Origin of the sequence: Isoptericola sp. NPDC057191 (assembly GCF_042670225.1) — a bacterium.
In the GTDB taxonomy this organism is placed as follows: Bacteria; Actinomycetota; Actinomycetes; order Actinomycetales; family Cellulomonadaceae; genus Isoptericola.
The window spans coordinates 18,626-44,607 of sequence record NZ_JBHUWC010000003.1; the positions used below are offsets into that span (position 1 = coordinate 18,626).

22 protein-coding genes and 1 tRNA gene are annotated in these 25,982 nt (G+C 72.4%); 4 read left to right on the forward strand and 19 right to left on the reverse strand.

Annotated elements, in window-relative coordinates; all coding sequences use genetic code 11:
* Positions 1-81: 81 nt before the first annotated feature.
* Positions 82-912, forward strand: coding sequence for an SDR family NAD(P)-dependent oxidoreductase (locus ACFT55_RS01045; protein ID WP_380240572.1), 831 nt, complete (start codon positions 82-84; stop codon positions 910-912).
* A gap of 551 nt (positions 913-1,463) precedes the next feature.
* On the opposite strand, the gene ACFT55_RS01050 is transcribed toward ACFT55_RS01045, so the two are convergent.
* The 3 genes from ACFT55_RS01050 to ACFT55_RS01060 form a co-directional block, all read right to left on the reverse strand.
* A complete protein-coding gene (locus ACFT55_RS01050) occupies positions 1,464-1,700 on the reverse strand; it encodes a hypothetical protein (RefSeq protein WP_380240574.1) in 237 nt (78 codons plus the stop codon).
* Positions 1,697-2,116, reverse strand: a complete 420-nt coding sequence (locus ACFT55_RS01055) for a hypothetical protein (RefSeq protein ID WP_380240576.1) — start codon at positions 2,114-2,116, stop codon at positions 1,697-1,699. The genes ACFT55_RS01050 and ACFT55_RS01055 overlap by 4 nt, the downstream gene beginning before the upstream one ends.
* A 365-nt stretch (positions 2,117-2,481) precedes the next feature.
* Positions 2,482-2,554 (reverse strand) — tRNA-Thr (locus tag ACFT55_RS01060).
* A 190-nt stretch (positions 2,555-2,744) separates the two neighbouring features.
* On the opposite strand from ACFT55_RS01060, the gene ACFT55_RS01065 reads away from it, so the two are divergent.
* A complete protein-coding gene (locus ACFT55_RS01065) occupies positions 2,745-3,650 on the forward strand; it encodes a PrsW family intramembrane metalloprotease (protein WP_380240578.1) in 906 nt (301 codons plus the stop codon).
* 18 nt (positions 3,651-3,668) lie between these two features.
* On the opposite strand, the gene ACFT55_RS01070 is transcribed toward ACFT55_RS01065, so the two are convergent.
* The 5 genes from ACFT55_RS01070 to tmk all read right to left on the reverse strand — a co-directional run bounded on the left by ACFT55_RS01070 (position 3,669) and on the right by tmk (position 9,524).
* The gene (locus tag ACFT55_RS01070) at positions 3,669-5,273 is read right to left on the reverse strand and encodes an alpha/beta hydrolase (protein WP_380240580.1); all 1,605 of its coding nucleotides are present in this window, start codon (positions 5,271-5,273) and stop codon (positions 3,669-3,671) included.
* Between the two features lie 46 nt (positions 5,274-5,319).
* Positions 5,320-5,868 carry a hypothetical protein gene (locus ACFT55_RS01075; protein ID WP_380240582.1) on the reverse strand — a complete coding sequence of 183 codons (549 nt, stop codon included), beginning with the start codon at positions 5,866-5,868 and terminating at the stop codon, positions 5,320-5,322.
* A complete protein-coding gene (locus ACFT55_RS01080) occupies positions 5,865-7,550 on the reverse strand; it encodes an enoyl-CoA hydratase-related protein (RefSeq protein ID WP_380240583.1) in 1,686 nt (561 codons plus the stop codon). The genes ACFT55_RS01075 and ACFT55_RS01080 overlap by 4 nt, the downstream gene beginning before the upstream one ends.
* Before the next feature lie 106 nt (positions 7,551-7,656).
* Entirely contained in the window at positions 7,657-8,808 is a 1,152-nt protein-coding gene (locus ACFT55_RS01085) for a DNA polymerase III subunit delta' (protein WP_380240586.1), read from the reverse strand.
* Positions 8,805-9,524: a dTMP kinase gene (gene tmk, locus ACFT55_RS01090; RefSeq protein ID WP_380240588.1), complete on the reverse strand. Its 720-nt coding sequence runs from the start codon at positions 9,522-9,524 to the stop codon at positions 8,805-8,807. Before tmk ends, ACFT55_RS01085 begins: the two co-directional genes overlap by 4 nt.
* 177 nt (positions 9,525-9,701) lie before the next feature.
* Between tmk and ACFT55_RS01095 the strand changes: the two genes are divergently transcribed.
* A complete protein-coding gene (locus tag ACFT55_RS01095) occupies positions 9,702-10,112 on the forward strand; it encodes a pyridoxamine 5'-phosphate oxidase family protein (protein ID WP_380240591.1) in 411 nt (136 codons plus the stop codon).
* Between the two features lie 21 nt (positions 10,113-10,133).
* Here ACFT55_RS01095 and ACFT55_RS01100 read toward each other — a convergent pair whose 3' ends face one another.
* The 3 genes from ACFT55_RS01100 to ACFT55_RS01110 all read right to left on the reverse strand — a co-directional run bounded on the left by ACFT55_RS01100 (position 10,134) and on the right by ACFT55_RS01110 (position 14,062).
* Positions 10,134-11,195: a Gfo/Idh/MocA family protein gene (locus tag ACFT55_RS01100; RefSeq protein ID WP_380240593.1), complete on the reverse strand. Its 1,062-nt coding sequence runs from the start codon at positions 11,193-11,195 to the stop codon at positions 10,134-10,136.
* Positions 11,196-11,310: 115 nt separating this feature from the next.
* Positions 11,311-13,437: a hypothetical protein gene (locus ACFT55_RS01105; protein WP_380240595.1), complete on the reverse strand. Its 2,127-nt coding sequence runs from the start codon at positions 13,435-13,437 to the stop codon at positions 11,311-11,313.
* A gap of 166 nt (positions 13,438-13,603) precedes the next feature.
* A complete protein-coding gene (locus ACFT55_RS01110; protein WP_380240597.1) occupies positions 13,604-14,062 on the reverse strand; it encodes a MarR family winged helix-turn-helix transcriptional regulator in 459 nt (152 codons plus the stop codon).
* Positions 14,063-14,134: 72 nt separating this feature from the next.
* On the opposite strand from ACFT55_RS01110, the gene ACFT55_RS01115 reads away from it, so the two are divergent.
* The gene (locus ACFT55_RS01115; protein ID WP_380240599.1) at positions 14,135-14,341 is read left to right on the forward strand and encodes a hypothetical protein; all 207 of its coding nucleotides are present in this window, start codon (positions 14,135-14,137) and stop codon (positions 14,339-14,341) included.
* Positions 14,342-14,429: 88 nt separating this feature from the next.
* Here ACFT55_RS01115 and topA read toward each other — a convergent pair whose 3' ends face one another.
* The 8 genes from topA to ACFT55_RS01155 all read right to left on the reverse strand — a co-directional run bounded on the left by topA (position 14,430) and on the right by ACFT55_RS01155 (position 25,972).
* Positions 14,430-17,189: a type I DNA topoisomerase gene (gene topA, locus ACFT55_RS01120; protein ID WP_380240602.1), complete on the reverse strand. Its 2,760-nt coding sequence runs from the start codon at positions 17,187-17,189 to the stop codon at positions 14,430-14,432.
* Between the two features lie 121 nt (positions 17,190-17,310).
* Complete coding sequence (locus ACFT55_RS01125; RefSeq protein ID WP_380240604.1) at positions 17,311-18,294, reverse strand: phosphatase PAP2 family protein; 984 nt, start codon at positions 18,292-18,294, stop codon at positions 17,311-17,313.
* Between the two features lie 111 nt (positions 18,295-18,405).
* On the reverse strand, positions 18,406-20,025 hold the full coding sequence (locus ACFT55_RS01130; protein ID WP_380240606.1) for a hypothetical protein: 1,620 nt from the start codon (positions 20,023-20,025) through the stop codon (positions 18,406-18,408).
* 126 nt (positions 20,026-20,151) lie between these two features.
* The gene (locus ACFT55_RS01135) at positions 20,152-21,177 is read right to left on the reverse strand and encodes an ABC transporter ATP-binding protein (RefSeq protein ID WP_380240608.1); all 1,026 of its coding nucleotides are present in this window, start codon (positions 21,175-21,177) and stop codon (positions 20,152-20,154) included.
* The gene (locus tag ACFT55_RS01140; protein WP_380240610.1) at positions 21,174-22,208 is read right to left on the reverse strand and encodes an ABC transporter permease; all 1,035 of its coding nucleotides are present in this window, start codon (positions 22,206-22,208) and stop codon (positions 21,174-21,176) included. The genes ACFT55_RS01135 and ACFT55_RS01140 overlap by 4 nt, the downstream gene beginning before the upstream one ends.
* Before the next feature lies 1 nt (position 22,209).
* Positions 22,210-23,190, reverse strand: a complete 981-nt coding sequence (locus tag ACFT55_RS01145) for an ABC transporter permease (RefSeq protein WP_380240612.1) — start codon at positions 23,188-23,190, stop codon at positions 22,210-22,212.
* Positions 23,187-24,290 carry an ABC transporter ATP-binding protein gene (locus ACFT55_RS01150; protein WP_380240614.1) on the reverse strand — a complete coding sequence of 368 codons (1,104 nt, stop codon included), beginning with the start codon at positions 24,288-24,290 and terminating at the stop codon, positions 23,187-23,189. The genes ACFT55_RS01145 and ACFT55_RS01150 overlap by 4 nt, the downstream gene beginning before the upstream one ends.
* Positions 24,290-25,972 carry an ABC transporter substrate-binding protein gene (locus ACFT55_RS01155; RefSeq protein WP_380240616.1) on the reverse strand — a complete coding sequence of 561 codons (1,683 nt, stop codon included), beginning with the start codon at positions 25,970-25,972 and terminating at the stop codon, positions 24,290-24,292. The genes ACFT55_RS01150 and ACFT55_RS01155 overlap by 1 nt, the downstream gene beginning before the upstream one ends.
* Positions 25,973-25,982 lie beyond the last annotated feature (10 nt).

The following is a 25,982-nucleotide window of genomic DNA, read 5'->3' on the forward strand; positions in this document are numbered from 1 at the left end:
GGCACCGGCACGACACCGGCCCCGGCACGACCTGGCCTGACCCCGACGACCTTGCCCGGAACGGGCTGACGGAGAACACCCATGCGGAAGACCATCGTCATCACGGGAGCCAGCGACGGCATCGGCGCGGCTGCCGCGCGCCAGCTGCATCGCGACGGCCACGAGGTCGTGATCGTCGGGCGGAACGCGACCAAGACCAGGGCCGTCGCGGACGAGCTGGGCGCACCGCACCTCGTGGCCGACTTCGCGGACCTGGCACAGGTCCGCGAGCTCGCCGCCCGGCTCTCCGCCGACCATCCGAGGATCGACGTGCTGGCCAACAACGCCGGCGGGATGATGGGCGACCGCGCCCTCACGGTCGACGGGTACGAGAAGACCTTCCAGGTCAACCATCTCGCACCGTTCCTGCTGACCACGCTGCTCGTGCCGACCCTCGTCGCGAGCCGCGCGACGGTCGTCCAGACCGCGAGCGTGGCGGCGAAGCGGTTCGCTAGGTTCGACCTCGACGACCTCCAGAACACGCACGGCTACTCGCCGCTGCGGGCCTACGGGAACGGCAAGCTCGCCAACATCCTCTTCACCGAGGAGCTGCAGCGCCGGTACGGCGACCAGGGCATCAGCGCCGTCGCGTTCCATCCCGGTGTCGTGGCGAGCGGCTTCGCCAGCGACACCACCCACGCCATGCGGTACCTCTACCACGGGCCCCTCAAGCGGCTCTTCACCATCACCGCCGACCAGGGTGCCGACCAGCTCGTCTGGCTCTCCGAAGGAGCACCCGGCACCGACTTCCTGCCCGGCGCCTACTACGAGTCCCGCAAGGTCGCGACGAAGGTCAGCCGAGAGGTCGGGGACGTCCGGGTCGCGCGAGAACTGTGGGAACGGTCCGCCGCCCTGGTCGAGATGAGTTCGTGACAGGGCACTCCCTCCGACCGCCCCGACATTCTTTGCGTTGCTCGCGATGGACGCGCTGGAGTAGCGTCCGCCGCTGGCTGCAGCTGGAAACTACGCCGAGGCGAGCGATCAATGACACGCAGTCGTCGCAGAGTTGAGTCTTCAGCGCGGATTCTGGTGCTCGTCTTCCCTTTCGTGACGACGCCAGTACCACTCGAACGGGGACCAGATCAACGCGAGCCCGAGAGCGTCAAGCAAGGCCATGCCCGTGCCTCGGATCGTCCATAGCGGGTCCGGAAGATCAGCCACAGCAAGGCCGAGCCCGAACGTCAGGACTGGGAGGACCTTCACGCCAGTCTTCGAAAGTCGATGTGGGTTCCTAGCCATGATCTGACCTCCTCGCGCCCGGGGCGGTCAGATGCACCAGGCCGTGACCACGTGTGCAGGAACCCAGGGCAGCGGGTAGCTCACCCAGAACGACCACCTGTGTCGGGATTGCAGAATCTGCACGCCTACCCGGCCGGGCGCCCAGAGGGCGCGGCCGACTCGCATGAAACCCCAGGTCAGCGCACTCAGAGGCGCGTACTGCGACGGAATCCGTGTGTTTCGGCGCGACGATCGAAGATGTAGATGACGCTGACGACGAGCGCGACTCCCACGATTCCACCCACCGCGTAGACCACCATGGTGCGGATGGACTCCACGACGTCATGCGGGTCCCACTGGACCGCGCACAGCGCCACGACCACCGCGAAGCCCGAGATGATGGCGCGCCGGTACCTGGACCTACCAGCCTTGGAACTGCTCACCTGACGCACTTTGCCCGCGGACCGACCCGGGCGCCGCCCCTGACGGAGTAGTTCGTGGGCACGGCAGCGCCATTCGCGTCCGCCGCCCACGGCTTGTCCACCGTCCCGATGGCGATCACGACGCCGTCCTGGACCGTCTGACGCAGCTCGACGGTCCCGTCGTCGGCCAGGACTGGCGTGATGTCGTCGCCGAACGTGTCGGTGAACTCGTGCGGCCCGTCGGCGTCCTGGGTGGTGATCTCCTTCGGGAGGTTGACCTCCAGCTGGGCGCCCTGGTCGGGGGAGACCTCGTCGATGAGGTTCGCCGTGGCCTCGGCCGGGTCCTGCGCGGCGCTGGCGGTGGCCACACCACCTACCGCAACCAGCGCCACGGCGCCCACGCTGGCGGTCAGGGTCTTGGAGTACGTGATTCTCATCTGGCGCTCCTGTGCTTTGCGCCCCTCCTCGGCGAGCGGGCTCGGATTCACTCCAGCACCTCAGCGCTGCGTTTCTGCCTGGATTGCAGAATCTGCACGCCGACCCTGCCGCGCCCCCGGAGGGCGCGGCCGCCTCGCGTAAAACCCCAGGTCACCGCACCTCACGGGCCCGTGCTGCTGCGACGGGAGATCGTGTGTGTCACGCGCCGAACGCACCCAGCCGAACGGATTCCCCGTCAGGACGGGTAGCGATCCGAACGGTTTCAGGGCAGGGCACGCCACGGATACGTTCCAACCCGGCGGGGATGCAAGAAGCCCCCGCGTCCCCGGACTGTGGTCCAGGTCAGCGAGGGCTTCTGTGTCGGAGCCGCCTATCAGAATCGAACTGATGACCTATTCATTACGAGTGAATCGCTCTACCGACTGAGCTAAGGCGGCGCGCTCCTGGCCGGCTGCTGCCGGATCAACGAGCGCGCCCACAGTACCTGACGTGCGCGGCGGGTTCCAAACCGACGACGGGCACGACGCCCGCTTCGACGCGACATCGTGCGCTGACCTCCGCATACTCGTGCCCAGCACGCGCACCGCCGTACGCCGGGCACCCGGCCGAACCGTCTGGAGGACGACCATGCACCCCACCCCCGCGCCGCAGGCGGTCCCCGTGCCGACAGGCCGGGGCTGGTGGTGGAAGTCGCTCATCATCGGCGTGCTGCTGTGGGTCATCACGGCGGCGGTCACGTTCGGCACGCAGAACTCGAACCTCATCCCCACGGTGATCCTGCTCGGCAGCTTCCTGGTGCCGTTCACGGTGGTGCTGTTCGTGGTCGAGCGGGCCTACGGGTCGATCGACATCATGCTGCTGCTGGCGGCGTTCTTCTTCGGCGGCATCTTCGGCGTGCTGGGCGCGTCCATCCTCGAGTCGCACCTGTCGCCGTCGTGGTGGATCTATGTGGGCGTCGGCGCGATCGAAGAGCTCGTCAAGGCGGTCGTGTTCCTCGTCGTCGGGGCGCGCGTCGCCGAGAAGACAGGGCTCAAGGGCGCGCTGCTCGGCGCGGTGGTCGGCGCCGGGTTCGCGGCGTTCGAGTCGGCCGGCTACGCGTTCAACGCCAGCCTGACCCGCCTCGGCCAGATCGACCTGAACTCGCTGCTCCAGACGGAGGCCGTGCGCGGCCTGCTCACCCCCGTCGGCCACGTGCTGTGGACGGCGATCCTGGGCGCCGCGATCTTCGGCGCCGCCTCGGCCGCCGGGAAGTACCGGTTCACCGGCGGCGTGCTGCTCGCCTACCTGACCGTCGTCGGCCTGCACGCCCTGTGGGACTCGATGGGCTTCCTCTCCGCGTGGCTGGCCGTCAAGGTCACCGGCGGTCTGCACTACGTGCTCGCGTACGGGCAGCTCCTGCCCGCCACGTCCGACAACGCGTCGACCTGGTCCACCGTGTTCTACGTGGTGGGGCTCGCCGTCATCTCCGTGCTCGGCGTCCTGGCCCTGCGACACTGGTCCCGCGCGCGCCGGCCGGTCGAGCAGCTCGCCTGACCTCGCCCGCGGGCGAGGTCAGCAGGTCGTGCCCTCCTTCGGCACGTCACCGTCCACGAGGTAGGACTCGACGACGTCCGCCACGCACGGGCGCGACGGCGAGTACGCGGTGTGCCCCTCGCCCTCGTAGGTGACGAGCACGCCGGAGTCGAGCGTCTTGGCCAGCCCCTCGGCCCACTTGTACGGGGTCGCCGGGTCGTTGGTGGTGCCGACGACGACGATGGGCGCCGCGCCCTTCGCGTGCACGTCGTACTCCTTCTTCGCCATCGGGACGGGCCAGTCGGCGCACGACGTGCCCCCGTACGCGAAGAACTCCCCCACCGTCGGCGCCTGCTTCTCGATCTCGGCCGCCTCGGCGCGCATCTCGTCCGGGTCGGTCGTGCCACGGTCGTCCAGGCAGCCGACCGCCCGGAACGCCTCGGACGAGTTCGTCGAGTACGAGCCGTCCGCGTTCCGGTCGTTGTACGTGTCGGCCAGGTAGAGCAGGGTGTCGCCGGTGCCGCTGTTGATCGCCTCGTCGAGCGCCTGCGTGAGGACCGGCCAGTTCGCCTGGTTGTACAGCGTGAGCGCGACGCCGTAGAACGCGAGCGTGCTCGTCAGGGGGCGGTCCTGGTCCGACGTCGGCAGGGGCCGCTCGTGCGTCTGGTCGAACAGCGCATGGATCCGCTGCATCCCGTCGTCCACCGACCCGGGCAGCGGGCAGTCCTGCCCGGCCTGGCAGTCCGCGACGTACGCGCGCAGGGCGTTCTCGAAGCCGACCGCCTGCCCGGCGGAGATCTCGTCCGACGAGAGCGTCGTGTCGATGGCGCCGTCCAGCACCAGACGCCCCGCACGGTCCGGGAACAGGCCCGCGTACGTCGCCCCGAGCTGGGTGCCGTAGGAGTACCCGAGGTAGTGCAGCTGGTCGTCGCCGAGGACGGCGCGCAGCATGTCCATGTCGCGGGCGGCGCTCTGCGTGTCGACGTGCCCGAGCACGTCGCCGCTGTTCTTCGCGCACGCCTCGCCCCAGGCGCGGGACTCCGCCTCCATGGCGGCCAGCCCGTCGTCGGTGCTCGGGTCGAAGTCCTTCGCCAGCGACTCGTCCTTGCGTGCGTCGTCGAAGCACTTCACCGCCGTCGAGTCCTGCACGCCGCGGGGGTCGAAGCCGACGATGTCGAACGCGTCGCGGAGCTTCTTGCCGAACGTCGAGCCGTTGTTCGTGGCGTCGCTGCGCACGAAGTCGACTCCGGAAGCCCCCGGCCCGCCCGGGTTCACCAGCAGGGAACCCTGCGGGTCCTTGCCGTCGGCGGGGTTGCGGACCAGCGCGAGCTCGATGCTGCCCGCCCCCGCGTCCTGCCACGACAGCGGCGCCGCGGCGGTCGCGCACTGCAGACCGTCCTTGCAGTCGGTCCACTCCAGCGTCTGGCCGTAGAACTTCTCGAACCCGTCCGGCGCCTGCGACGCGGCCGGTCCCGACGCCGACCCCGCGGGCGCCTGCTCCTTCGCGGGGGTCGTCGTGCACCCGGCGAGCAGCAGCAGCCCGGCGACGAGGGCGGCGGACGCGCGCACCGCGGCCGGACGGCGAGAGGTGCGGCGAAGGGTGGTCGTGCGGCGGGCGGTCGGGCGGCGCTCGTCGAAGTTCACCCGCCCAACCTACCGTCGCCCCCCGCGTGGTACGTCCAGGGACCGGTCAGCCGTTGGGAGCCACCCAGGCGACCGGCCCGGTCCGGCCGTCCGCGGCCCGCGGCGCGACGTCGACCGTGCCCTGGTCGCCGAGCCGCACGGACACCGGCTCGCCCGAGTCGGCGGCAGCCGGCAGGGCGACGGCGCTGGTCGTGGGCGTGTAGTCCATCGTGCACGGCCCGTCGGACCGGTCCTCGAACGGCACGACCACCGTGCCGCCGGACGAGTCCCACCGCCCCTCCGGCTCCGCGACGAGCGGGCACGAGCTCGACCCGTAGGTCACCACCAGCAGCACGCCGGGCGTGGGCGACCAGGCGGCACCCGCAGGGCTGTCCATCGTGCCCTGGACGCCCTCGGGCAGACCGCGCACGTGCTCGCCCGGCGCCGGGGCGGCCGGCTCCTCCCCCGTCCCCGAGGACGGGGCCGACGGCGAGCCCGAGGTCGCGCCGTCGCCCGGCGCGCCGGACGCGCACGCCGCCGTCACGCCCAGGGCGAGCACGCCCAGGACGCCCGCCAGCAGGAGCCGGCGGGCGCCGCGAGGCACAGGGACGGTCACCCGGCGACGGTCTCGCGGAGGTCCGCGAACCGCAACCGCTCCGGCGTCGCGGCAGGTGCGGCCTTGCGCAGGAAGTCGCGGCGCTTGGCGGCGAACCCCCGCCGGTCGTCGAACAGGTCGCGCGCCATCTCCGCCAGCTCGACGGTGCGGTAGTAGGACAACGGGCGGCGCGGCGCGCGCACCCGAGCGGCGGCGACGGCCTCCTCGCGCTCCTCCCCGGACGTCAGCGCGGCGGCGCGGTCGGCCAGCCAGGCGGCGAACCGCTGCGGGTCGCGCGGCCCGACGGCGTCCACCAGCCCGAGGCGGGCGGCCTCCGCCACCGACACGGGCAGCTTCGCACCCAGCAGCCGGTCGGCGTCGACCTCGCCGAGCCGGGACGCCACCGTCCACGTGTGCAGCTCGGACCCGAAGATGCCCATGTCGTAGTACGGGTTGAGGACCACGCCGTCCCGGGCGAGCACGACGTCGGCGCACAGGCCCGTCATCACGCCGCCCGCACCCGCGTTCGCCGTGAAGGCGGCGACGGTGAGCTGGTCGGCGCGCGCGATCGCCTCGCACAGGTCGTCGATGGCCTGGATGTTGGCCCACGCCTCCGCGGCCGGGTCGTCGGCGGCCTCGATCGCGCCCAGGTGGATGCCGTTCGAGAACGCGTGCTCGGTGCCGCGCACCACGAGCACCCTCGTGTCCTCCGTCAGCGCCTTCTCGACGGCGGTGGTCAGACGGCGGCACTGCTCGGTGTGCATCGCCCCGCTGTACGAGCGGATCGTCAGGTAACCGACGTCGCCGTCGCGCTCGTAGACGGACTCGGCGAGCTCCTGCGGCGCGGGATGGAACGGCACGCCGGCCACGTCGAGCACCCACGCCGCGGGCAGCTTGGTGCCCCGCTTGTCGGCCAGCGTGGCGGCGTACCCCACCCAGAGCGTGCCGTCGCCGGTCGCGAGCGCCACCGCGTCCTCGTCGCGGCCCACCACCGTGCCGGGCGCGGCGTCCGCGACGAGCGAGCCGGCCGTCGCCACGGCGTCGAACAGGCAGACCCGCGCGCCCCCCACCGTCGCGGGGGCCCCGGGTGCGCCGTCCGCCGCGGCGACGATGCGCGCCAGCTCGGCCGCCGGCCGGGACAGGTCGAGCTCGAACGCGACCCGGCGCAGCAGCGGCAGCTCGCCCGTGCCCGGCACCTCGCGCTCCGCCTCGTCCGCCGGGACCGGCTCCTCGCCGTCCGCCAGCTTCCGCAGCACCTCGTCGACGCACTCCATCGCGGCGTCCGCGACGAGCCCGTTGTACAGGGCGCTCTTGGCGACCGGCGGCGACGGCATCGCGAAGGTCGACGTCGCCCACACCGGGCCGGCGTCCATCTCCTCCACCGTGGACAGCGCGGTCACGCCCCAGCGCTCGCGCCCGTCGAGGATCGCGTGGTCCAGCGACGACGGCCCCCGGTCTCCGACCGGCCCGGGGTGCACGACGACGGTCGTCCAGCGCCGCCACACGTCCTCGGGCACGCGGTGCTTGAGGAACGGCGCCAGGATCAGGTCCGGACCGATCTCCTCGACGCGCGCGGTGAGCTCTTCCGGCGACCCGAACGCGGGAGCCAGCTCGACGCCGACGTCGTGCCCCCGGTCCACCAGATGCCCCCACACGCGCTGCGTCAGGCCGTTGAACGCCGAGACGAGCAGCAGGATCCTCATGCCAACCCCCAGTCAGGCACGGGGCCCCCGTGGCCCCCGCCGCGGAACACCTCACCGCATGAAGGGGTCATCAGGCAACTGTCGCCCGGAGTCGTCGCCGTGCAGGTCAGCCCTGCGGGCGCAGCGCGACCGTCATGGCCTCGAGGGCCAGCAGGGGCGCGACGTTGCCCTCGAGCCGCTCGCGCGCCGTGCCGATCGCGTCCATCCGGCGGATCGTCTGCTCCGGTGTCGAGTCGGCGGCCAGCGCCCGCACGGTCGCGTCGTGCTCCGCGTTGACGAGGTCCACGGTGGCGCCGAGCTGCACCACGAGCACGTCGCGGTAGAGGGACAGCAGGTCCACCATCGACCGGTCCAGGACGTCGCGCTGGCGGCGCGTGGCACGGCGCTTCTGGTCGTCCTCGAGCTGCTTGAGCTGCGAGCGCAGCCGCGGGGGCAGCGTGTCGCCCTCGTGCACGCCGAGGGCACGCAGCAGCTCCGCCTTCTCGACGGCGTCGCGCTCGGCCGTCGTCGCCACGGCCTCCGCCGTGGCGACGTCCACGAGCTCGCCCGCCGCGAGGACGGCGTCGCCCACCCCCCGGATGCGGCGTGCGATCTCCAGCACCGCGTCGCGCCGCCGTCGTGCGTCGTCGTCGCGCGCGAGGCGGCGCGCCAGCCCGACGTGGGACTGCGCGGCGCGGGCCGCGGTCAGCGCCACGCCCGGGTCGACGCCGTCGCGGCGCACCAGCAGGTCCGCGACGTCTTGGGCCGGCGGCACCCGCAGCACCACGCCGCGGCAGCGGGACCGGATGGTGGGCAGCACGTCCTGCGCGCTCGGGGCGCACAGCACCCACACGGTGTGCGGCGGCGGCTCCTCGATGGCCTTGAGCAGCACGTTCGTGGTGCGCTCGGCCATGCGGTCGGCGTCCTCGACGACGATCACGCGGAAGCGGCCCGAGGACGGCGTGCGCGCGCCGGTCATGATGAGGTCGCGCACCTCGTCGATGGTGATGACCACCTTGTCCGTGGCCACCACGGTGAGGTCCGGGTGCGTGCCCGCGAGGGTCGTCGTGCACGCGTGGCACCGCCCGCAACCGCCGGTCTCGCCGTCCGTGCCCGTGCACTGCAGCGCTGCGGCGAAGGCGCGCGCGGCGACGGACCGGCCGGAGCCCGGCGGTCCCGTGAGCAGCCACGCGTGCGTCATCGCGGCCGGGTCGGTCGCGGCCCGGCGCAGCAGCGCGACCGCGTCCGGCTGCCCGACGACGTCGTCCCACACGCTCACGGCCGCCCCCCGCCGGTCCGGTCCTGCGCAGCCGCCGGGGAGTCCTCGTCGGCCTCTGCGACGGGCTCGGAGACGGCCTCCTCGACCACCGGCGTCAGGTCGAGGCGGGCGGCGACGTCCACCCGCACCTGGGCCTGCACGTCGTCGAGCGGCGCGGACGCGTCCACCACCATCCAGCGCTCCGGCTCGGCGGCGGCGCGCCGCAGGAACGTGTCGCGCGTGCGGCGGTGGAACTCGTCGCCCGCCTGCTCCAGCCGGTCCGGCTCCCCGGACAGGCGGGCGGCACCCACGACCGGGTCGAGGTCGAGCAGCACCGTCACGTCGGGGAGCAGGTCGCGGGTGGCCCACGACGACAGCGCCTCGATCTCCTCCTCGGACAGCTCGCGCCCCCCGGCCTGGTACGCCACCGAGGAGTCCAGGTAGCGGTCCGTGAGGACCACCGCGCCGCGCTCCAGCGCCGGCCGCACGACCGTCGCCACGTGGTGGGCGCGGTCGGCCGCGTAGAGCAGCGCCTCGGTGCGGGCGTCCATGTGGTCGCCGTGCAGGACGAGACGCCGCAGCTCGGCACCCAGGGGGGTGCCACCCGGCTCGCGCGTCACGACCACCTCGCGCCCGGTCACCTCGTGCAGCCAGTCGCCCAGCAGGCGCACGTGCGTCGACTTGCCGACGCCGTCGCCGCCCTCGAACGAGACGAAGTACCCAGGTGCGCTGCTCACGCAGACACGGTAGTCGGTGGCGGCGACACCCGGCCGCGCAGTGCCGGGAGCGTGCGCCCGGCGGCACTCCTGCTCCGCGGTGCCGCTGCGTGACCAGCCCCACCCCGTCCCGACGCGCGGTAGGCGCCCGGCGGCGTGACGATGGGAGGGACACCGCCCGTCGCCCCTGGAGGTCGCATGCCTGCCGAGTCGTCGTCCACGCCGTCCGTCACCCTGCTCACGGAGGACGCCTGCTGGGAGTTCCTGAGCACGCAGTCCGTCGGCCGGCTCGCCACGGCGGTGGGCGGGGAGGCGGAGATCTTCCCCGTCAACTTCGCCGCCGCGGACGGGGTCGTGTACTTCCGCACCCGCCCGGGCACCAAGCTGGTCGAGCTCACGGTGAACTCCCGGGTGGCGTTCGAGGCCGACGAGTGGGGCGAGGCCGTCGCGACGAGCGTCGTCGTGAAGGGCACCGCGCGGATCCTGGAGACCGACGCGGAGCTCGCCGCGGCCGGTGCCACCGGCCTGACGAGCTTCCAGGACGACGGCAAGAACGTCTGGGTGAGCATCACCCCGTCCGACGTCAGCGGGCGTCGGCTCACCCGCTGACGCGCGGGCGGCCCGCCGGCCTCACTTCCCCGGGTAGACGACGCCCACCTGGCGCCGCACGGCGTCGAGCGTGTCCATGACCTCCAGCGTGCCGTCCCACGACATGCGGGGGGACTGCTGCTCCCCCGCCGCGACGCGCCGCGCGACCTCGGCGGCCTGGAACTGCTTGCCCTCGCCGCGGAAGCCGTCGTAGGACCACGTGGCGCCGTCGTGCCGCTCGACGGTGAACGACGTGGGCGCGTAGAAGGTGCGCGCCACCTCGATGCGACCTTCCGTCCCGGAGATCACGGCCGTGTTGGCGGTCCGTGACCAGAGGGTGGTCGAGAGGGTGGCCTGCACGCCCTCCGGGTAGCCGAGCACCATGCCGACCTGCCCGTCCACGCCGGTCTCGGTGAGCGCCCCGACGGCGGTGACGGACTCGGGCGCGCCGAGCAGGTCGTGGGCGAACGACACCGGGTAGACACCGAGGTCCAGCAGCGCGCCGCCCGCGAGGCCGGGGGCGTACAGCCGGTGCTCGGGGGCGAACGGGAAGTGCTGGCCGTGGTCCGCGATCACGCTGACCACCCGCCCGATCTCGCCTCGGGCGAGGACGCCACGCAGCGCCGCCACGTGCGGCAGGAAGCGCGTCCACATCGCCTCCATGACGAAGACGCCGGCCTCGCGGGCGGCGCCGAGGACCTCGCGCGCCTGGGCGGCGTCCTGCGTGAACGCCTTCTCCACCAGCACGTGCTTCCCGGCGCGCACCGCAAGCAGGGCGTGCTCGTGGTGGTGGCTGTGCGGCGTCGCGACGTACACGACGTCGACCTCGGGGTCGGTCACGAGCTCCTCGTAGCCGCCGTGCGTCCGGGCGCCCGGCGCGTGCGCGGCGGCGAACGCCTCGGCCTTCGTCACGTCGCGCGACCCGACGGCGACGACCGCCGACGCCGTGTGCTCGCGGACGCCGTCGGAGAACGACCCGGCGATGTTGCCGGCGCCGAGCACGCCCCAGCGCACGGCGGGCGCCGTGCGCGGGTCCGGCACCGTCCCCACGAGGTCGTCGGGGGTGAGGCCGGGCGCGAACGAGGCAGGTGTGACGTCGGTCATGGCGACACCGTACCGGCCCGCCACCCGACCCGGCCCTGTTGTGGGTACGAAACGGGCGGGAAGCCGGCCTCGGATTCCCGCCCTTTTCGTACCCACAACAGGGCTCTGCCGGGTGCTACTTCTTGTTCTGCACCGTCAGGACGTACCCGGCGTCGAGGAACGTCAGGTCACCGGTCGGCAGGTTGGACACCAGCGTCGCGAAGTCACGCTGCTTGCCGTTGGCGCACTTCGTCGTGAACCCGCCCTGCGAGATCTGGTCGCCCGAGAGCCGGTACACGTAGTTGCCGGCCCCGTCGGTGATCTCGAAGGAGTTCGTCACGCCGGGGGTGAGGTCGCACGTCGCGACCACCTGGAGCGTCCAGTTGTTGTCCTGGACCCCGGTGGTCTCGAACCACTGCCCCTCCTCGGACGACACGGCCGCGGTCGCGCCGTCCACCATCACGTCGTCCACGAACCACCCCGTGTCGAGGTAGGCCGCGTCCGTCGAGTAGCGGAACCGCACGTCCGTCGCACCTGCCGGCAGCTGGGCCGTCAGGTGCACGTACTCCGGCTCGTCCACGAAGTACGCGCCGCCGGACGTCCCGGTCAGGCCGTTGCCCTCCGTGTTGTTGCCGTGCGGGTCGTCGTCGGTCGTGACGACCGCGCCGGAGTCGTCCACGAGCGGCACGGTGACCCACTCGCCGCCCACCTGCGCCTCGACGAAGCCGTAGTCCCAGCCCTCCTCGATGAAGTGCCAGGTCCAGAAGTCCAGGCTGGACACCGCACCGTCGGTGGCGACGTCGAGCACGTTGTCCGACTGGCTCTCGTACCCGCCGTACCAGTGCGTGGCTCCGGAGTGCGGCGCGACGGCGGTCGTGTCGTCGCCGTCGAGCCCCACCGTGACGCGCGGCCCGGGGTTGCGGAACCGCTCCACCTGGATCCCGTACGGCACGGCGACCGGCGACTGCCCGTTCTTGCGGCGGTCCCACTTGGCGTTCGGCTGCGCGCCCTGGTTCGACCCACGGCCCTCCCAGAACTGGTCGTCCGCGAGGTCCATCGTCCAGTCCGTGAACGCGGGGTCGCCGAAGTCGACGGCCTTGATGTCGAACACGTCGCTGTCCTCGTCGTCGAGGTACACGGCCACGGCCCAGTCCTGGTAGAGCGTGGCGACGTCGGGCAGGTCACCCCCCGTGGCGGCGTTGAACTCGTCGATCGCCGCCTGCACGCCATCCATGCCGTCGGCCTGGTTCGCGAAGATCTGCTTGATCAGCAGGTCGCCGCCGGCCCCGTCGTACGTGAGGTCGGGCGTGTAGGTGCCGTCGCCGTTGCCGCCCGCGCGCTCCCACAGGTACTGGAAGAACGTGTACGCAGCCCCGTAGTTCTGCAGCCCCCCGGCCCACCGGGTGAGCGACGTGTCGGCGTAGAACACCTGGTGGTAGGTGAGGTGCGAGCCGCCGACGTCGTACCCGTTGAGGAAGACGGCGAAGTCGGCCAGGCCCTCGTCCACCCAGGACAGCTCGCCCGGGTCGCTGTAGTTGTGCAGCAGGTGCTCCAGCTCGTGGGCCACCACGCCCTCGTAGAGCTCGGCCTGGTCGTTGTCCGGGTCGTCGTCGTTCCACGGCGCGTCCGCGCCGCCGAGCCGGTTCTGCCAGTCGAAGGCGTCGACGACGATGGCGTTCATCCCCACCGAGTCGATGAAGTCCGGGGCGAAGTAGCCGGCCGTGTACGAGTCCTGCTCGCAGTCGTAGTACAGGTCGTCCTGCACGTTGTAGACGACCATCACCAGCGAGTCCGTGGCGGGCTCGTCCGGGTCGGCGGCCTGCATCGGGCCGTAGTGCTCCTCGTCGACGGCGACGATCTGGCTCGACAGCTCGTCGCCGAGGTAGTCGATCTGCGCCTGGGTGAGGGTGAAGTCCTCCGCGGTGAGGTCCCCGCACGGCACGAAGTCGTCGCCGGGGTCGTGGTCGAACGCCGGGTCGAGGCTGTCCACCCCGGTCGGCGCGCTGCCGTCCAGCGGCGTGCCCGCGGGGACGTAGATGTACACGGGCGTGCCGTCCGGGGTCTCCCCCGCGTAGACGCGCTCGAAGTCCTGGTCGTAGGTGCCGCCCGCCGCACTGTCGTTGATCGGCAGCGTGATGGTGTCGTCCCCGGGCAGGTTGTCCGGGTCGGCCGCCGCGGTCGCGGGCAGGGTCGTGGCGGCGGTCAGGAGCAGCGCACCCGCGCCGCTCAGGAGGATGGTGGCTCTGCGTCGTCCACGGAGCATGCGTGGTTCCCTCCGGCGTGGCCCGTGCGGCCGGGTTCCGGCGCGGCGGACCGGGTGGTGGAGGCACCGGCGGCCAGAGGCCGCGCGGTGCGGCCGCACGTCCTTGTGCGGTCCTCGCTCATGAAACCACCGTCGCCCCGTGCCTGCGGAGCGGTTGCCCCAGGCCTCAGGCGGGCACGCCCTGCGCCGCGGCGACCACCCGGTTCGCGACGTCGCGCACCTGCTCCAGCTCCGTGAGGCTCAGCCCGCTGGCCGCGACCACGGCCGCGGGCACCTTCTCCGCCTCGGCGCGCAGGTCGCGGCCCGCCGGGGTGAGGTGCAGCTCGACGACGCGCGCGTCGCCGCTGGCCCGGCGCCGCTCCAGGAGCCCCTGCCGCTCCAGGCGCTTGAGCAGCGGCGAGAGCGTCCCGGGGTCGAGGAGGAGCCGCGCGGACAGCCCGGTGACGGTCGTCGTGGCGCCCGCCCGCTCGTCCTGCCACAGCCCGAGCATCACGAGGTACTGCGGGTGCGTGAGGCCCATCGGCTCCAGGATGGGCCGGTAGATCGAAACCATCGCACGCGCCGCCGCCGAGAGCGAGAAGCACACCTGGGCCTCGAGGCGGAGGGGGTCGGCGGGCATCTGCATGCGCCCAGCCTACGATCCGGCCTATAGTTGGTGCACCAACAGTTGGCCCACCAAGTGTTTGCGAGGAGCGGCATGGCACGGCGCGAGAACGACGACCGGACCTGGGGCATGAAGGTCACCGAGCTCTTCCTGCCGTTCTTCGGGCCGGCCTCGATCCGCAAGACCCCACCCATCCCGCCGACGGCGGAGGACATCGCCCGGGACACCCGGCTGCGACGCACGCTCGAGCGGGTCACCCGTCCTGACGGGCACGTCTACCTCGTCGAGCGCCGGGACTGACACCCACCCCACCGTGTTGTGAGCGGGAGATTGGCCCTGTTTCGCGTCGAGACAGGGCCAATCTTCCGCTCACAACGTCCGGGCCGGGCTACTTCTTGGCGGCGGGCTTCTTCGCGGCAGGCTTCTTGGCCGCCGTCTTCGTCGTGGTGGTGCGGCGCTTCTTCGCCGGGCCGGCCGCGCGCTTCTCCGCCAGCAGCTCGATCGCCCGCTCCGGCGTGATGCTCTCGGGCGTGAGGTCGCGCGGCAGGGTCCGGTTGGTCTCGCCGTCGGTGACGTACGCGCCGAAGCGGCCGTCCTTCACGACGATCGGCTTGCCGGTGGTCGGGTCGTCGCCCAGCTCGCGCAGCGGCGGCGTGGCAGCCCGCGCACCACGGCCCCGCTTGGGCTCGGCGTAGATCTTCAGCGCCTCGTCCAGCGTGATCGTGAAGAGCTGGTCCTCCGACGCGATGGTCCGCGAGTCGGTGCCCTTCTTCAGGTACGGCCCGTAGCGCCCGTTCTGCGCGGTGATCTCGTCGCCCGACTCGGGGTCGGTGCCCACCACGCGCGGCAGCGACAGCAGCTTCAGCGCGTCGTCGAGCGTCACCGTCTCCAGCGACATGTCCTTGAACAGCGACGCCGTGCGCGGCTTCGGCTGCGCGGCCTTCGCCTTCTTCTGCGCGGCCGCGGACAGGCTCGGGTCGATCTCGGGCAGGTCGAGCACCTCGGTGACGAACGGCCCGTACCGCCCCGACTTGGCGATGATCTGGTGGCCCGACTCCGGGTCGACGCCGAGCTGCTTGCCGTCGTCGGCGCCCGCGGCCAGCAGCTCGCGCGCCGCCGCGACGGTGAGCTCGTCCGGGGCCACATCCTCCGGGATCGACGCGCGCGGCGGGTTCTGGCCCTCCGCCACCTCGGCGCCGAGGTCCTCGACGTACGGGCCGTAGCGGCCCACGCGGACCCGGATGCCCTCGCCGATCTCCACCGAGTTGACCGCCACCGGGTCGATCTCGCCCAGGTTCTCGACCAGCTCGTGCAGGCCCCAGCCCGTGCTCTCGCCCGAGCCGTCGCCGAAGTAGAACCGGTTCAGCCAGGCCACGCGGTCCCGGCTGCCCGAGGCGATCTGGTCGAGGTCGGCCTCCATCTCGGCCGTGAAGTCGTAGTCCACGAGCCAGCGGAAGTGCTCCTCCAGCAGCTTCACGACCGCGAACGCGAGCCACGTCGGCACCAGGGCCTGACCCTTGGTGCGCACGTAGCCGCGGTCCTGGACGGTCGAGATCGTCGCGGCATAGGTCGACGGCCGGCCGATGCCCAGCTCCTCCAGCGCCTTCACGAGCGAGGCCTCGGTGTAGCGGGCAGGGGGCGTGGTCGAGTGGCCCTCGGCGGCGAGGTCGTCGCCGCGCAGCGCGTCGCCCTCGGCCATGCGGGGCAGGCGCGTCTCCTTGGCCGACGCGGCACCGCCCTGCTCGCCCTCGGCGACGTCCGTGCTCTCCTCGTACGCGGCGAGGAAGCCGCGGAAGGTGATGACCGTGCCCGACGCCGAGAACACGGCGTCCCGCCCCGCGAGCTCGCCCGCGGCGTCCCCGAGGCGCGCGGCGACGCGCACCGAGGCCGTCGACCCCTTGGCGTCCGCCATCTGCGAGGCGACGGTGCGCTTCCAGATCAGCTCGTACAGCTTGAACTGGTCGCCGGAGATCTCTCGCGCCACCTGGGCCGGGGTGCGGAACGAGTCCCCGGCGGGGCGGATGGCCTCGTGCGCCTCCTGCGCGCCCTTGTTCTTCGGCGCGTACAGGCGCGGCGCGCCCGGCACGTACTCGGGGCCGTAGAGCTCGGCCGCCTGCCGCCGGGCGGCGTCCGTCGCCTCGGAGGACAGCGACGGCGAGTCGGTCCGCATGTAGGTGATGTAGCCGTTCTCGTACAGCGCCTGCGCGGTGCGCATCGCCTGCCGCGCGCTCATGCGCAGCTTGCGACCCGCCTCCTGCTGCATGGTCGAGGTGGTGAACGGCGCGGCCGGCTTGCGGGAGTACGGCTTGGTCTCCAGCGAGCGGACGGCGAACGCGGCGTCGGCCAGGCCCGCGACGACGGCGTTCGCCGACGCCTCGTCGAGCTGCACCACGCCCGTGCGGACCTTGAGACGGCCGCGGTCGTCGAAGTCGCGGCCGGAAGCGACGCGCTCGGCCCCGAGGCCGGTGAGCCGGGCACGGAACGCCTGGCCGGCGTCGTCCCCGTCGGTGGGTGCGAACTGCCCGGAGACGTCCCAGTAGTCGGCGGCGACGAAGGCCATCCGCTCACGCTCGCGCTCCACGACGAGCCGTGTCGCGACCGACTGCACCCGGCCGGCCGACAGCCCCTGGCGCACCTTGCGCCACAGCACCGGCGACACCTCGTAGCCGTACAGGCGGTCGAGGATGCGGCGGGTCTCCTGCGCGTCGACGAGGTCCTCGTCGAGCTCGCGGGTGTTCTGCAGCGCCCGCAGGATCGCCTCCCGGGTGATCTCGTGGAAGACCATCCGCTTGACCGGGACCTTGGGCTTGAGCTCCTGGATGAGGTGCCACGCGATGGCCTCGCCCTCGCGGTCCTCATCGGTCGCGAGGTAGAGCTCGTCGGCCTCCTTGAGGGCCTTCTTCAGCTCACGGACCTTCTGCTTCTTGTCCGCGTGCACCTCGTAGTACGGGTCGAACCCGTTGTCGACGTCGACGGCGAACTTGCCGTACGGGCCCTTCTTCATCTCCGTGGGCAGGTCCCGCGGCTGGGGCAGGTCACGGATGTGCCCGACGCTCGCCTCGACCTCGAAGTCGTCGCCGAGGTAGCCCTGGATCTTGCGAGCCTTCGTGGGCGACTCGACGATCACGAGCTTGCGTGGCTGGGGCATCCGTTCCTGCTTTCCCTGTTGCTGCGGCGGTGCGGGCGGCGACGCGGGCGGCCGGCCGACCGGTCATGTCACGGTACGACATCCGCTCGTCACTTCCCCGACACGGGCGCCGGGCGGCACTCTACCGAGACGTGCGGCGAGGCTGCGCGGTGAGCTGGCGCAGCACGAGGAGCGCGGCGAACGCCGCGGCGGTCACGGCGAGGGCCCCGAGGGCACCCGCCGCGTACGCGGTGAGGTCGGGCGAGAGGGGCACCGGGTCGCCGCTGCGGACCAGGCCGACGAGCGTCGCTCCCGAGACCATGGCCCCGGCCAGCGACGCGAGCAGCAGCAGGCCGGCGACGACGTACGACCCGGGCGCGGCGTACGACGCGCCCTCGCGGCGCAGCTCGTCCGTGGACGACCCCGGCGTGAGGGCGCACACCAGCGCGCCCCAGGCGAGCACGACCAGGACCGCGGCGACGACGTCCGACGGGCGGTGCCACTGACCGACCAGCGTCGAGACGCCCGTCGCCCCCGTGTACGCGGCGCCGAGCAGCGCGACGACGGGGCGCCACGCGCGCGGGGTCACGAGCAGGAGCGCGACGGAGACCGACGCGGCGACCGTCGTGTGACCGCTGGGGAGCGTGTTGGGCCCCGTCCAGCCGTCCAGCAGCTCGGGCCGGTCGAGGATGCCGTGCTTGAGCACCTGCGTGGTGATGTTGGCACCTGCCACGAGCACCACGACCTGCAGCGCGAGCACCCAGCGCTTGCGCAGGACGGCGACCAGCACCGCGACCCCGACGCCCGCGACGACGAAGGCCACGGACACGACGTCGAGCACCGGCTCCGCGACCTGCCACAGCCGGCCCTGGCCGTGCGTGGCCCCGAGGAACGCGAGCTCGTCTACCCGCTGCCCGGCCGCCGTGCCGACGAAGAACCGCCACACGAGCCAGACCCCGACGACGGCGAGCAGGGCGACCACGCCGGCCACGACGCGCGGCGCGGTGCGGGTCTGCGGCCGGGGCTGCTCGCCGCGCCACGCACCGACCCGCAGGATCGGCGCGCCGACGCCCGCCGTCCCCTCCGAGGGGGTCGGCGGCGGCAGCGGGCGCGTCGCGGTCAGCACGGTGTCACGCTACCTACTCGGTGTGACGAAAACGTACGCACGCCGTGGGGACCTCTCCCCGCTCCCGCACAGGCCGGCGCGACCGCCGCGCGGGCGGTGGCGTCATGGCCGCTAGGGGGCGTAGTGCCTCAGCGTGATGGTGTTGGAGAAGACAGACCGGACGTTGTGGTTCGCGGGGATGAACTGGACCTTCACGTAGGTCTTCCCCGAGCTCACGTTCGAGATCCCCAGGACATGACCGGGCACGCGGATCCGCCGCTGCCCGTCCTTCACCGTCCACGACCAGTTGATCCAGCAGCCGCTCCACTGCGTGTGGAGGTCGTGCGGGTCGCGCGACCAGACGCACAGCTTGCCCCGCTCCGGCAGGCCCGGCGTCCGGACTGTGACCGTCCCACCCACCGAGCGCGTCGACCAGTCGTTCGGCAGCGACGTGCGATCCATGCGGAAGGTGACGCGCGGTCGCGCCTGGGCGACCCTCTGGTACCAGACGCGCTCCGCCCTCGCGAACGTCGACGGCCCGACATACTTGACCACCATGCGGTGCTTCCCCGCGGAGGCACGCGTCGCCGGGACGTACAGGGACGCCTTCCCACGCGCGAGCGTGGCGGAACGCACCTTGTGGCCGTTCCACCACAGCTCGACCCGGCCGGTCGGCGTCGCGCCCGGCGACGACACCGCCACCGACACGCGGCGCGCCTTCCCATAGGTCCACGTCTTCGAGGTGGACACGGCGACGGACGTGGCCCTGGGACGGACGACGACCGCATACGTCCGGTCCGTCTGCCCGTACTCCCACGAGCCGTTGAACGTCACGACCATGCGCGCCTCGCCGAACGGGAGCCTGCTCGCCGGGAAACGCAGGGTCGCCCGCCCGTCCACCACGACGGCCGAGGCCAGGGTCTGAGTCTCGTCGCGCGTGACGAACACGCGTCCTTCGGGCGTCCCGAGCGGCGAAGTGACGCGGACCGGCACGACGACGTCCGACCCGTAACGCACCGCGGCCGGCCCCGAGACGGTCACGGTGACCGGCTTGCTCTTCGTGTCGACCGAGAACATCCAGGTCGCCACGAGGGACCCGGATGTCGTCGTGTGGCGGAGGTGCAGGTTCGCGCCGCCGCCCACCTCCGTGCCGTCGAGGGCGAACGTGCCTACCCCGTCGACCACCGGCACCGACCGCTCGACACCTCTGTCGAGGACGGCGGTCACGATGCCGTCCTGCGGCTGGTCCGTGCCGGTGAGGTCGAAGCGGAGCTCGTGCGCGTCGCCGTAGTACCAGGACGTCGCATCGAGGACCGGGCTCGCGGGCTCGGTGACCTCGAACGCGATCTCGTCGGCCGAGTGGTAGGGCCACTCCCGGGTCACCGGGTCGACGGACGCCGACGAGTCGACGTGCCGCACGGCGATGGCATGGTGGCCTGGCCCGAGGTAGACGCTGGGGACGACGATCGTGGCCTGACCGTCCGACAGGGGCACGCGCCTCAGGAACCCGGTCACGCCGTCCTCCAGCCACTGGACGTACCCGGTGCCCGGCACGCCGTCACGCGTCACGCTCACGTCGAGGGTGACGTCCTGTCCCACCCACCAGTGGTCCTCGGTCGTCGTGATGACGGTGGCGTCCTCCGAGGACGTGGTGACGGTGGGGTCGCCGACGACGTCGTCAGCCACCGCCGACGGGACCACCAGTCCGGTCGAGACCAGGGCCAGGGCCAGCAGCGCCCCGACAGCCGCCATCCGTCGCCGTGCACCTGCGCCCACGCGCACACCACCCCTCGTCGATATTGCGTGCAACATAGCGGCTGGTCAGCCACCGATCCAGGCCCGCCGAGGCGACCCCGCCGCCGGGGCGCGCGGGACGGGTCAGCGGGCGAGCGCCTCCGGCATGCCGGCGCCGACGAGAGCCGGGTCGTGCAGGTGACAGGCCACCCGACGGGCCTCCCCCGTGACCGGCGGGCCGAGCACCGGCCGCACGTCCCGGCACACGTCCATCGCGTGCGGGCAGCGCGGGGCGAACGGGCAGCCCGCGCCGAGCTGCTGCAGGTCTGGCGGTGCGCCCGGGATGCCGGTCAGCTCGCGGCGCGGCCCGTGCAGCGGGGGGAACGAGCCCAGCAGCCCGGCGGAGTAGGGGTGCCGCGGCCGCCGGTAGACCTCCTGCGCGGTGGCCTCCTCGACGATCTCCCCCGCGTACATGATCGCGATGCGGTCGGCGACCTCGACCAGCAGGGACACGTCGTGCGTGATGAGCACGACGGAGAACCCGAGCCGGTCGCGCAGCTCCATGATCTGCTCGAGGATCTGGCGCTGCATGACGACGTCCAGCGCCGTCGTCGGCTCGTCCATGAGGAGCACCTGCGGCTCGAGGGCGAGCGCCATCGCGATCATCACGCGCTGCCGCATGCCGCCGGAGAGCTGGTGCGGGTACGCCCGGAGACGGTCGGCGGAGATGCCGACCATCTCCAGCAGCTCTGCCGCGCGCGCCTCCAGGTCCCGCGCGGACAGCCCCGGGCGGTGGGCGCGGATGCCGTCGGTGAGCTGACGCCCGATCCGGAACACCGGGTTCAGGGAGCTCATCGCGCCCTGGAACACGATGGCGACGTCGCGCCAGCGCGCGGCCCGCAGCTGTGCGTCCGTGAGGCCGAGGACGTCGCTGCGGCGCCCGTCGCGGTCGGTGAGCCACACCTCCCCGCCGGTGATGAGGCCGGGCGGAGGCAGCAGCCGCGTCGCGGCGTACGCGAGGGTCGACTTGCCGCAGCCCGACTCCCCCGCCAGCCCCAGCACCTCGCCGCGGTGCAGCGTCAGGTCGACGCCGCGCAGCACGTGCGTGGGGTCCTCGCCGAAGCCGTAGTCCACGCGCAGGTCGCGGATCTCCAGCACGGGCTCGCTCATCGGTCCTCCCGGGAGGTCGGGGTGGGGGCGGCGGCCGGGCGTGCGGCCCGGACCACCGGGGTGAAGCCGACGCGCGGGCGGATGCCCCGCCGGCGCAGGGTGCGGGCGTGCATGCCGGTGCTGCGCAGGCGCGGGTTCACCAGCTCGTCGATGCCGAAGTTGATCAGCGTGAGCGCCATGCCGAGCAGCGCGATGCACAGCCCGGCGGGGACGAACCACCACCACGCGCCGCGCTGCAGCGCCAGGTTGTTCTGCGCCCAGAACAGGATGGTGCCCCAGTTCCACTCGCTCACCGGCGTGATGCCGATGAAGGCGAGCGTCACCTGGCTCAGGACCGCGAACGTCACCGTGCCCACGAAGCCGGCCGCGATGATCGCGGTGAGGTTGGGCAGCACCTCGGCCAGCACGATCCGCCAGGTGCGCTCGCCGCTGGCGCGCGCGGCCTCGACGAAGTCGCGCTTGCGCAGAGAGAGGGTCTGGGCGCGCAGCACCCGGGCTCCCCACGCCCACCCGGTGGCGCCGATGACGAGCGCCACCGTGAGGCCGCCGGCGCCGGGCAGCTGGGCCGCGATGATGATGATGAGCGGCAGCTGCGGGATGACGAGGAAGACGTTCGACAGCGCCGAGAGGCCCTCGTCGCCCAGGCCCCCCACGAAGCCGGCGGTGACGCCGACGACCACGCCGAGCGCCGTGGCGCTGAGCCCTGCGACGAGCCCGACGACGAGCACGCCGCGGGTGCCGACGATGATCTGCGACAGGATGTCCCGCCCCGTGTGGTCGGTGCCCAGCCAGTGCGCGCCGGACGGGGGCTGCAGCAGGGCGGTGCTCACCTGGTTCGGGTCGTAGGGCGCGATCCACGGGCCGACGACCGCGAGGATCCCGAAGAAGACGAGGATCACGATGCCGGCCAGCGCCTTGGAGTTGCGCAGGAACAGCAGCCGGGGGCGCCGCCCGGGGCGCGAGACTCCGGGGCCGACGTCGTCCGCCCCGGTCGGGGCCGCCACCTCGATCGCGGTGGTTCCGGTGGCCATGTCAGCCCTCCTGCCGGGTGCGGGGGTCGAGTGCCGCGTACGCCAGGTCGGCCACGAGGTTGGCGACCAGCACGGACAGCGTGATGACGAGGAAGCAGCCCTGCATCAGCGGGTAGTCGTGGGTGGAGACCGCCTGGTAGAGGGTGTAGCCGATGCCCTGGTAGCTGAACACCATCTCCATCACGAGCGTGCCGCCCACGACGAACCCGAGGGCGAGCGCGAAGCTCGACACCTGCGGCAGGACGGCGTTGCGTGCGGCGTACCCGACGACGACCGCCCGGGACGGCAGTCCCTTGGCGTGCGCCACGGTGACGAAGTCCTCGCTGGAGACGGTGACCATCATGTTGCGCATCCCGAGGATCCAGCCGGAGACCGACGACACGACGATGGTCAGGGCGGGCAGGGTGCCGTAGTAGATCACCGAGCCGACGAAGTCCCAGCTGAGCGACGGGACCATGCCGCGGTCGTAGCTGCCGTTGGACGGGAACCAGCCCAGGTTCACCGCGAAGACGGCGATGGCGATGAGGCCCAGCCAGAAGTACGGCACGGCCGAGAAGAACGTGGTGATCGGCAGCAGGGAGTCGGCCCAGGTGCCGCGGCGCCAGCCGATCCCGGTGCCCACGGCGGTGCCGAGGAAGAACGCGATGATCGTGGCGATGCCGACCAGCCCCACGGTCCAGGGCAGCGCCTGCACGACGATCTCGGACACGGGGGTCGGGAAGTGCGTGAAGCTCAGCCCCAGGTCGCCGTGCAGCAGCATCTGCCAGTAGTGCACGTACTGGTCCCACAGCGACATGTCCTGGTCGAGACCGAACAGCACCCGCAGCGACTCCTCCGCGTTGGAGTCGATGCGGCCCTGCATCCGCCCCATGAGGGCGGTGACCGGGTCGCCCGGCAGGAGGCGGGGCACGAAGAAGTTGATCGTGATCGCGGCCCAGGCGGTGAACAGGTAGAACAGCGCGCGGCGCAGCACGAACCTCATGCGTCCACCCCCGTCGTCGTCAGCGCCGGGGCGTCGTCCCGGTCGGAGTACCCCCAGCAGGCGGCCTGCCGCGGCTCGCCCGCCGGGCCGAGGCCGACGTCGAGCAGGGGCGGCGCCTCGGTGCGGCACAGGTCGGTGGCGAACGGGCAGCGCGGGTGGAACCGGCACCCGCTCGGCGGGGAGACGAGGCTGGGCGGCTCGCCGCGCGCCGCGCCCGCGGGCCGCTCGGCCAGGTCCTCGGGGTCGGGCGCGGACGCCAGGAGGAGCCGCGTGTAGGGGTGCTTCGGGTCCTGGGTGACCGACTCGCTGTCCCCCGACTCGACGATCCGCCCGGCGTACATGACGAGGGTGGTGTCGGCGAAGTACCGCGCCGACGCGATGTCGTGCGTGATGTAGAGGATCGCCAGGTGCAGGCGGTCGCGCAGGTCGGCGAGCAGGTTGAGGATCCCGAGCCGGATGGACACGTCGAGCATCGAGATGGGCTCGTCGGCCAGCAGCACCTCGGGGTCCGCGGCGAGCGCCCGCGCGATGGCGATGCGCTGCCGCTGCCCGCCGGAGAGCTCGTGCGGGTACTTGTCCACGTACCGTGCGGCGGGCGTGAGGTGCACGCGCTCGAGCAGCTCGCCGAGCGCGCGCTCCAGCTCCGGACCGCGCAGCCGGCCGCGGTGGATCCGCAGCGCGCGCGTGAGCGTGTACCGCACGGGGTGCACGGGGTTCAGGGACGCGAACGGGTCCTGGAAGATCATCTGGACGCGGTGGACGTAGCGCCGGAACGCGCGCCGCCCGCGGGCCTGCGCGTCCTCGCCGCCGAGCAGCAGCCGCCCGGCGGTGAGGGGCTGCAGCTGGGCGAGCAGCCGCGCCACGGTCGACTTGCCGGAGCCGGACTCGCCGACGAGGGCGACGACGCGGCCGCGGTGCAGCGTGAGGTCGACGCCGTCGACGGCGTGCACGACGGCGCCGCGGCGGGTGCCGCGACCGCCCTTGACCGGGTAGTGCTTCGTGATCCCGGCGGCCTCCAGCACGGGCGCCCCGGGATCGGGCTGGGGGGTCTCCCCCGGGGCGCCGGCGGGCGCCCCGGGGGAGGTGGTCTGCACGGGCATCAGGACGCGGGCTCCAGGTTCATGACGATCTGGGCGGCCTGGACCCCCGTCGGCTGCGGCTGGTTGTACGGGTCGTCCTCGGACGGCCAGCCCGTGTAGTTCAGCGAGGAGTACTGCGCGGTGGCGGGGCGCGACCAGATCGGGATGGCCGGGACCTGCTCGACGTACACCTTCTGGATGGTCTCCATCGCGGCGGCGCGGGTCGCGTCGTCGGTCGCCGCCGCGTAGTCGGCGAACGCCTTCGTGGCGTCGTCGTCCTGGAAGCGGCCGAAGTTCCACGTCGCGGCCTCGCCGAGCTTCTTGTACTGCGCGCCGTCGAACTGGTCGGCGTACATGTCCCACGGCGTCGCGCCCCCGTCGGTCCAGTGCAGGGTGGCCTGGAAGTCGCCCGGCGGGATGACGTCGGCGAACCAGCCGTCCTGGTTGACGGGGTTGACGGTGGCGTCGACGCCGAGCTTGGCGGCGGCGTTCTTGATGAGGTCGAGCGCGGTGAGGTAGTCGTTCCAGCCCGCCGGGTTGGTGAGCTCGAAGGTGACCTTCTCGCCGTCGGGGTCGACGAGCTTGTCGCCCTCCCAGGTGTAGCCGGCGTCGGTGAGCAGCGCCTTGGCGCCGTCGACGTCGACGGCCAGGTCGGTGTCCGCGTAGGCGTCGGTGAGGAACTCCTCGCCGGCGGGCAGCGGCAGGCCGGTGGCGTTGGTCAGGGGCGGGTTGACGCCGGACGTCGCGACGTCCACGAGCTCCTGGCGGTCGATCACCATGTTGAGCGCCTTGCGGAACGCGACGTCGTCGAACGGCTTCTTCTCGGTGTTGAGGAAGAGGGCGTCGATGCCGAGGCCCGCGGCGGCGTACTGGTGGTAGTGCTCCGGGTCCTGGGCGATGTAGACGTTCTCGTAGTCGGCGATGAACGTCCAGCCCCACTGGGCCTCGCCGGTGGTGAGCGCCGTGGTGAGCGCGTTGTTGTCGTTGTACGACGAGTACCGGATCTCCGGGACCTTGGGCTGGCCGCCCCAGTAGTCGTCGCGGGCGACGACGGTCGCCGCCTGCGGCGTCCACGACTTCAGCGTGTACGGCCCGGTGCCGACGGGCTCGGTGTTGGTGTAGGTCGTCGGGTCCTTGACGTCCTTCCACAGGTGCTCGGGCACCATGAGCAGGTCGTACAGCTTGGACTGGTTGACGTACTGCGGCGCGGTGAACGACACGGTCACGGTGGACCCGTCGGTCTCGACCTTGTCGTACGGCAGGGCGGCGGCGTTGAGGCCGTCGTTGTCGATGCGCAGCTGGATGGAGAACGCGACGTCCTTCGCGGTGAAGTCCTCGCCGTCGGACCACGTCACGCCCGACCGGGGCGTGATGACGGCCTGCGTGTAGTCCTTGTTCCACTCGATCTTCTCGGCCAGCCAGGGCTTCGGCTCCTCGGACGGCTTGGCCTGGTTGCGCATCATGAGGGGCTCGTAGATGACGAACGCGTAGCCGAGCGAGAGCGCGGACGAGCCGGTGGCGAACGGCGACTGGTTCTCCGTCTGCACGCCGTTGGGCATGCCGACCGTCAGGGTCTCGGTGCCGACCCCGTCCGCCGAGGCGGACGGACCGCCGTCGCCGGTGCCGCCGCCGCCACAGGCTGCGGCCAGCAGGGCGACGACCGCCGCGCTCACGACCGCCGTGCTGAGCTTGCGGATTCTCACGGTGTGCCTC

Coding starts and splice junctions, on each gene's coding strand:
- ACFT55_RS01065 (WP_380240578.1), top strand. CDS start 2,745: ATGCACCCCACCCCCGCGCCGCAGGCGGTCCCCGTGCCGACAGGCCGG.
- ACFT55_RS01110 (WP_380240597.1), bottom strand. CDS start 14,062: ATGCAGATGCCCGCCGACCCCCTCCGCCTCGAGGCCCAGGTGTGCTTC.
- ACFT55_RS01150 (WP_380240614.1), bottom strand. CDS start 24,290: ATGCCCGTGCAGACCACCTCCCCCGGGGCGCCCGCCGGCGCCCCGGGG.
- ACFT55_RS01045 (WP_380240572.1), top strand. CDS start 82: ATGCGGAAGACCATCGTCATCACGGGAGCCAGCGACGGCATCGGCGCG.
- ACFT55_RS01115 (WP_380240599.1), top strand. CDS start 14,135: ATGGCACGGCGCGAGAACGACGACCGGACCTGGGGCATGAAGGTCACC.
- ACFT55_RS01140 (WP_380240610.1), bottom strand. CDS start 22,208: ATGGCCACCGGAACCACCGCGATCGAGGTGGCGGCCCCGACCGGGGCG.
- ACFT55_RS01095 (WP_380240591.1), top strand. CDS start 9,702: ATGCCTGCCGAGTCGTCGTCCACGCCGTCCGTCACCCTGCTCACGGAG.
- ACFT55_RS01080 (WP_380240583.1), bottom strand. CDS start 7,550: ATGAGGATCCTGCTGCTCGTCTCGGCGTTCAACGGCCTGACGCAGCGC.
- topA (WP_380240602.1), bottom strand. CDS start 17,189: ATGCCCCAGCCACGCAAGCTCGTGATCGTCGAGTCGCCCACGAAGGCT.
- ACFT55_RS01130 (WP_380240606.1), bottom strand. CDS start 20,025: ATGGCGGCTGTCGGGGCGCTGCTGGCCCTGGCCCTGGTCTCGACCGGA.
- ACFT55_RS01100 (WP_380240593.1), bottom strand. CDS start 11,195: ATGACCGACGTCACACCTGCCTCGTTCGCGCCCGGCCTCACCCCCGAC.
- ACFT55_RS01105 (WP_380240595.1), bottom strand. CDS start 13,437: ATGCTCCGTGGACGACGCAGAGCCACCATCCTCCTGAGCGGCGCGGGT.
- ACFT55_RS01135 (WP_380240608.1), bottom strand. CDS start 21,177: ATGAGCGAGCCCGTGCTGGAGATCCGCGACCTGCGCGTGGACTACGGC.
- ACFT55_RS01145 (WP_380240612.1), bottom strand. CDS start 23,190: ATGAGGTTCGTGCTGCGCCGCGCGCTGTTCTACCTGTTCACCGCCTGG.
- ACFT55_RS01055 (WP_380240576.1), bottom strand. CDS start 2,116: ATGAGAATCACGTACTCCAAGACCCTGACCGCCAGCGTGGGCGCCGTG.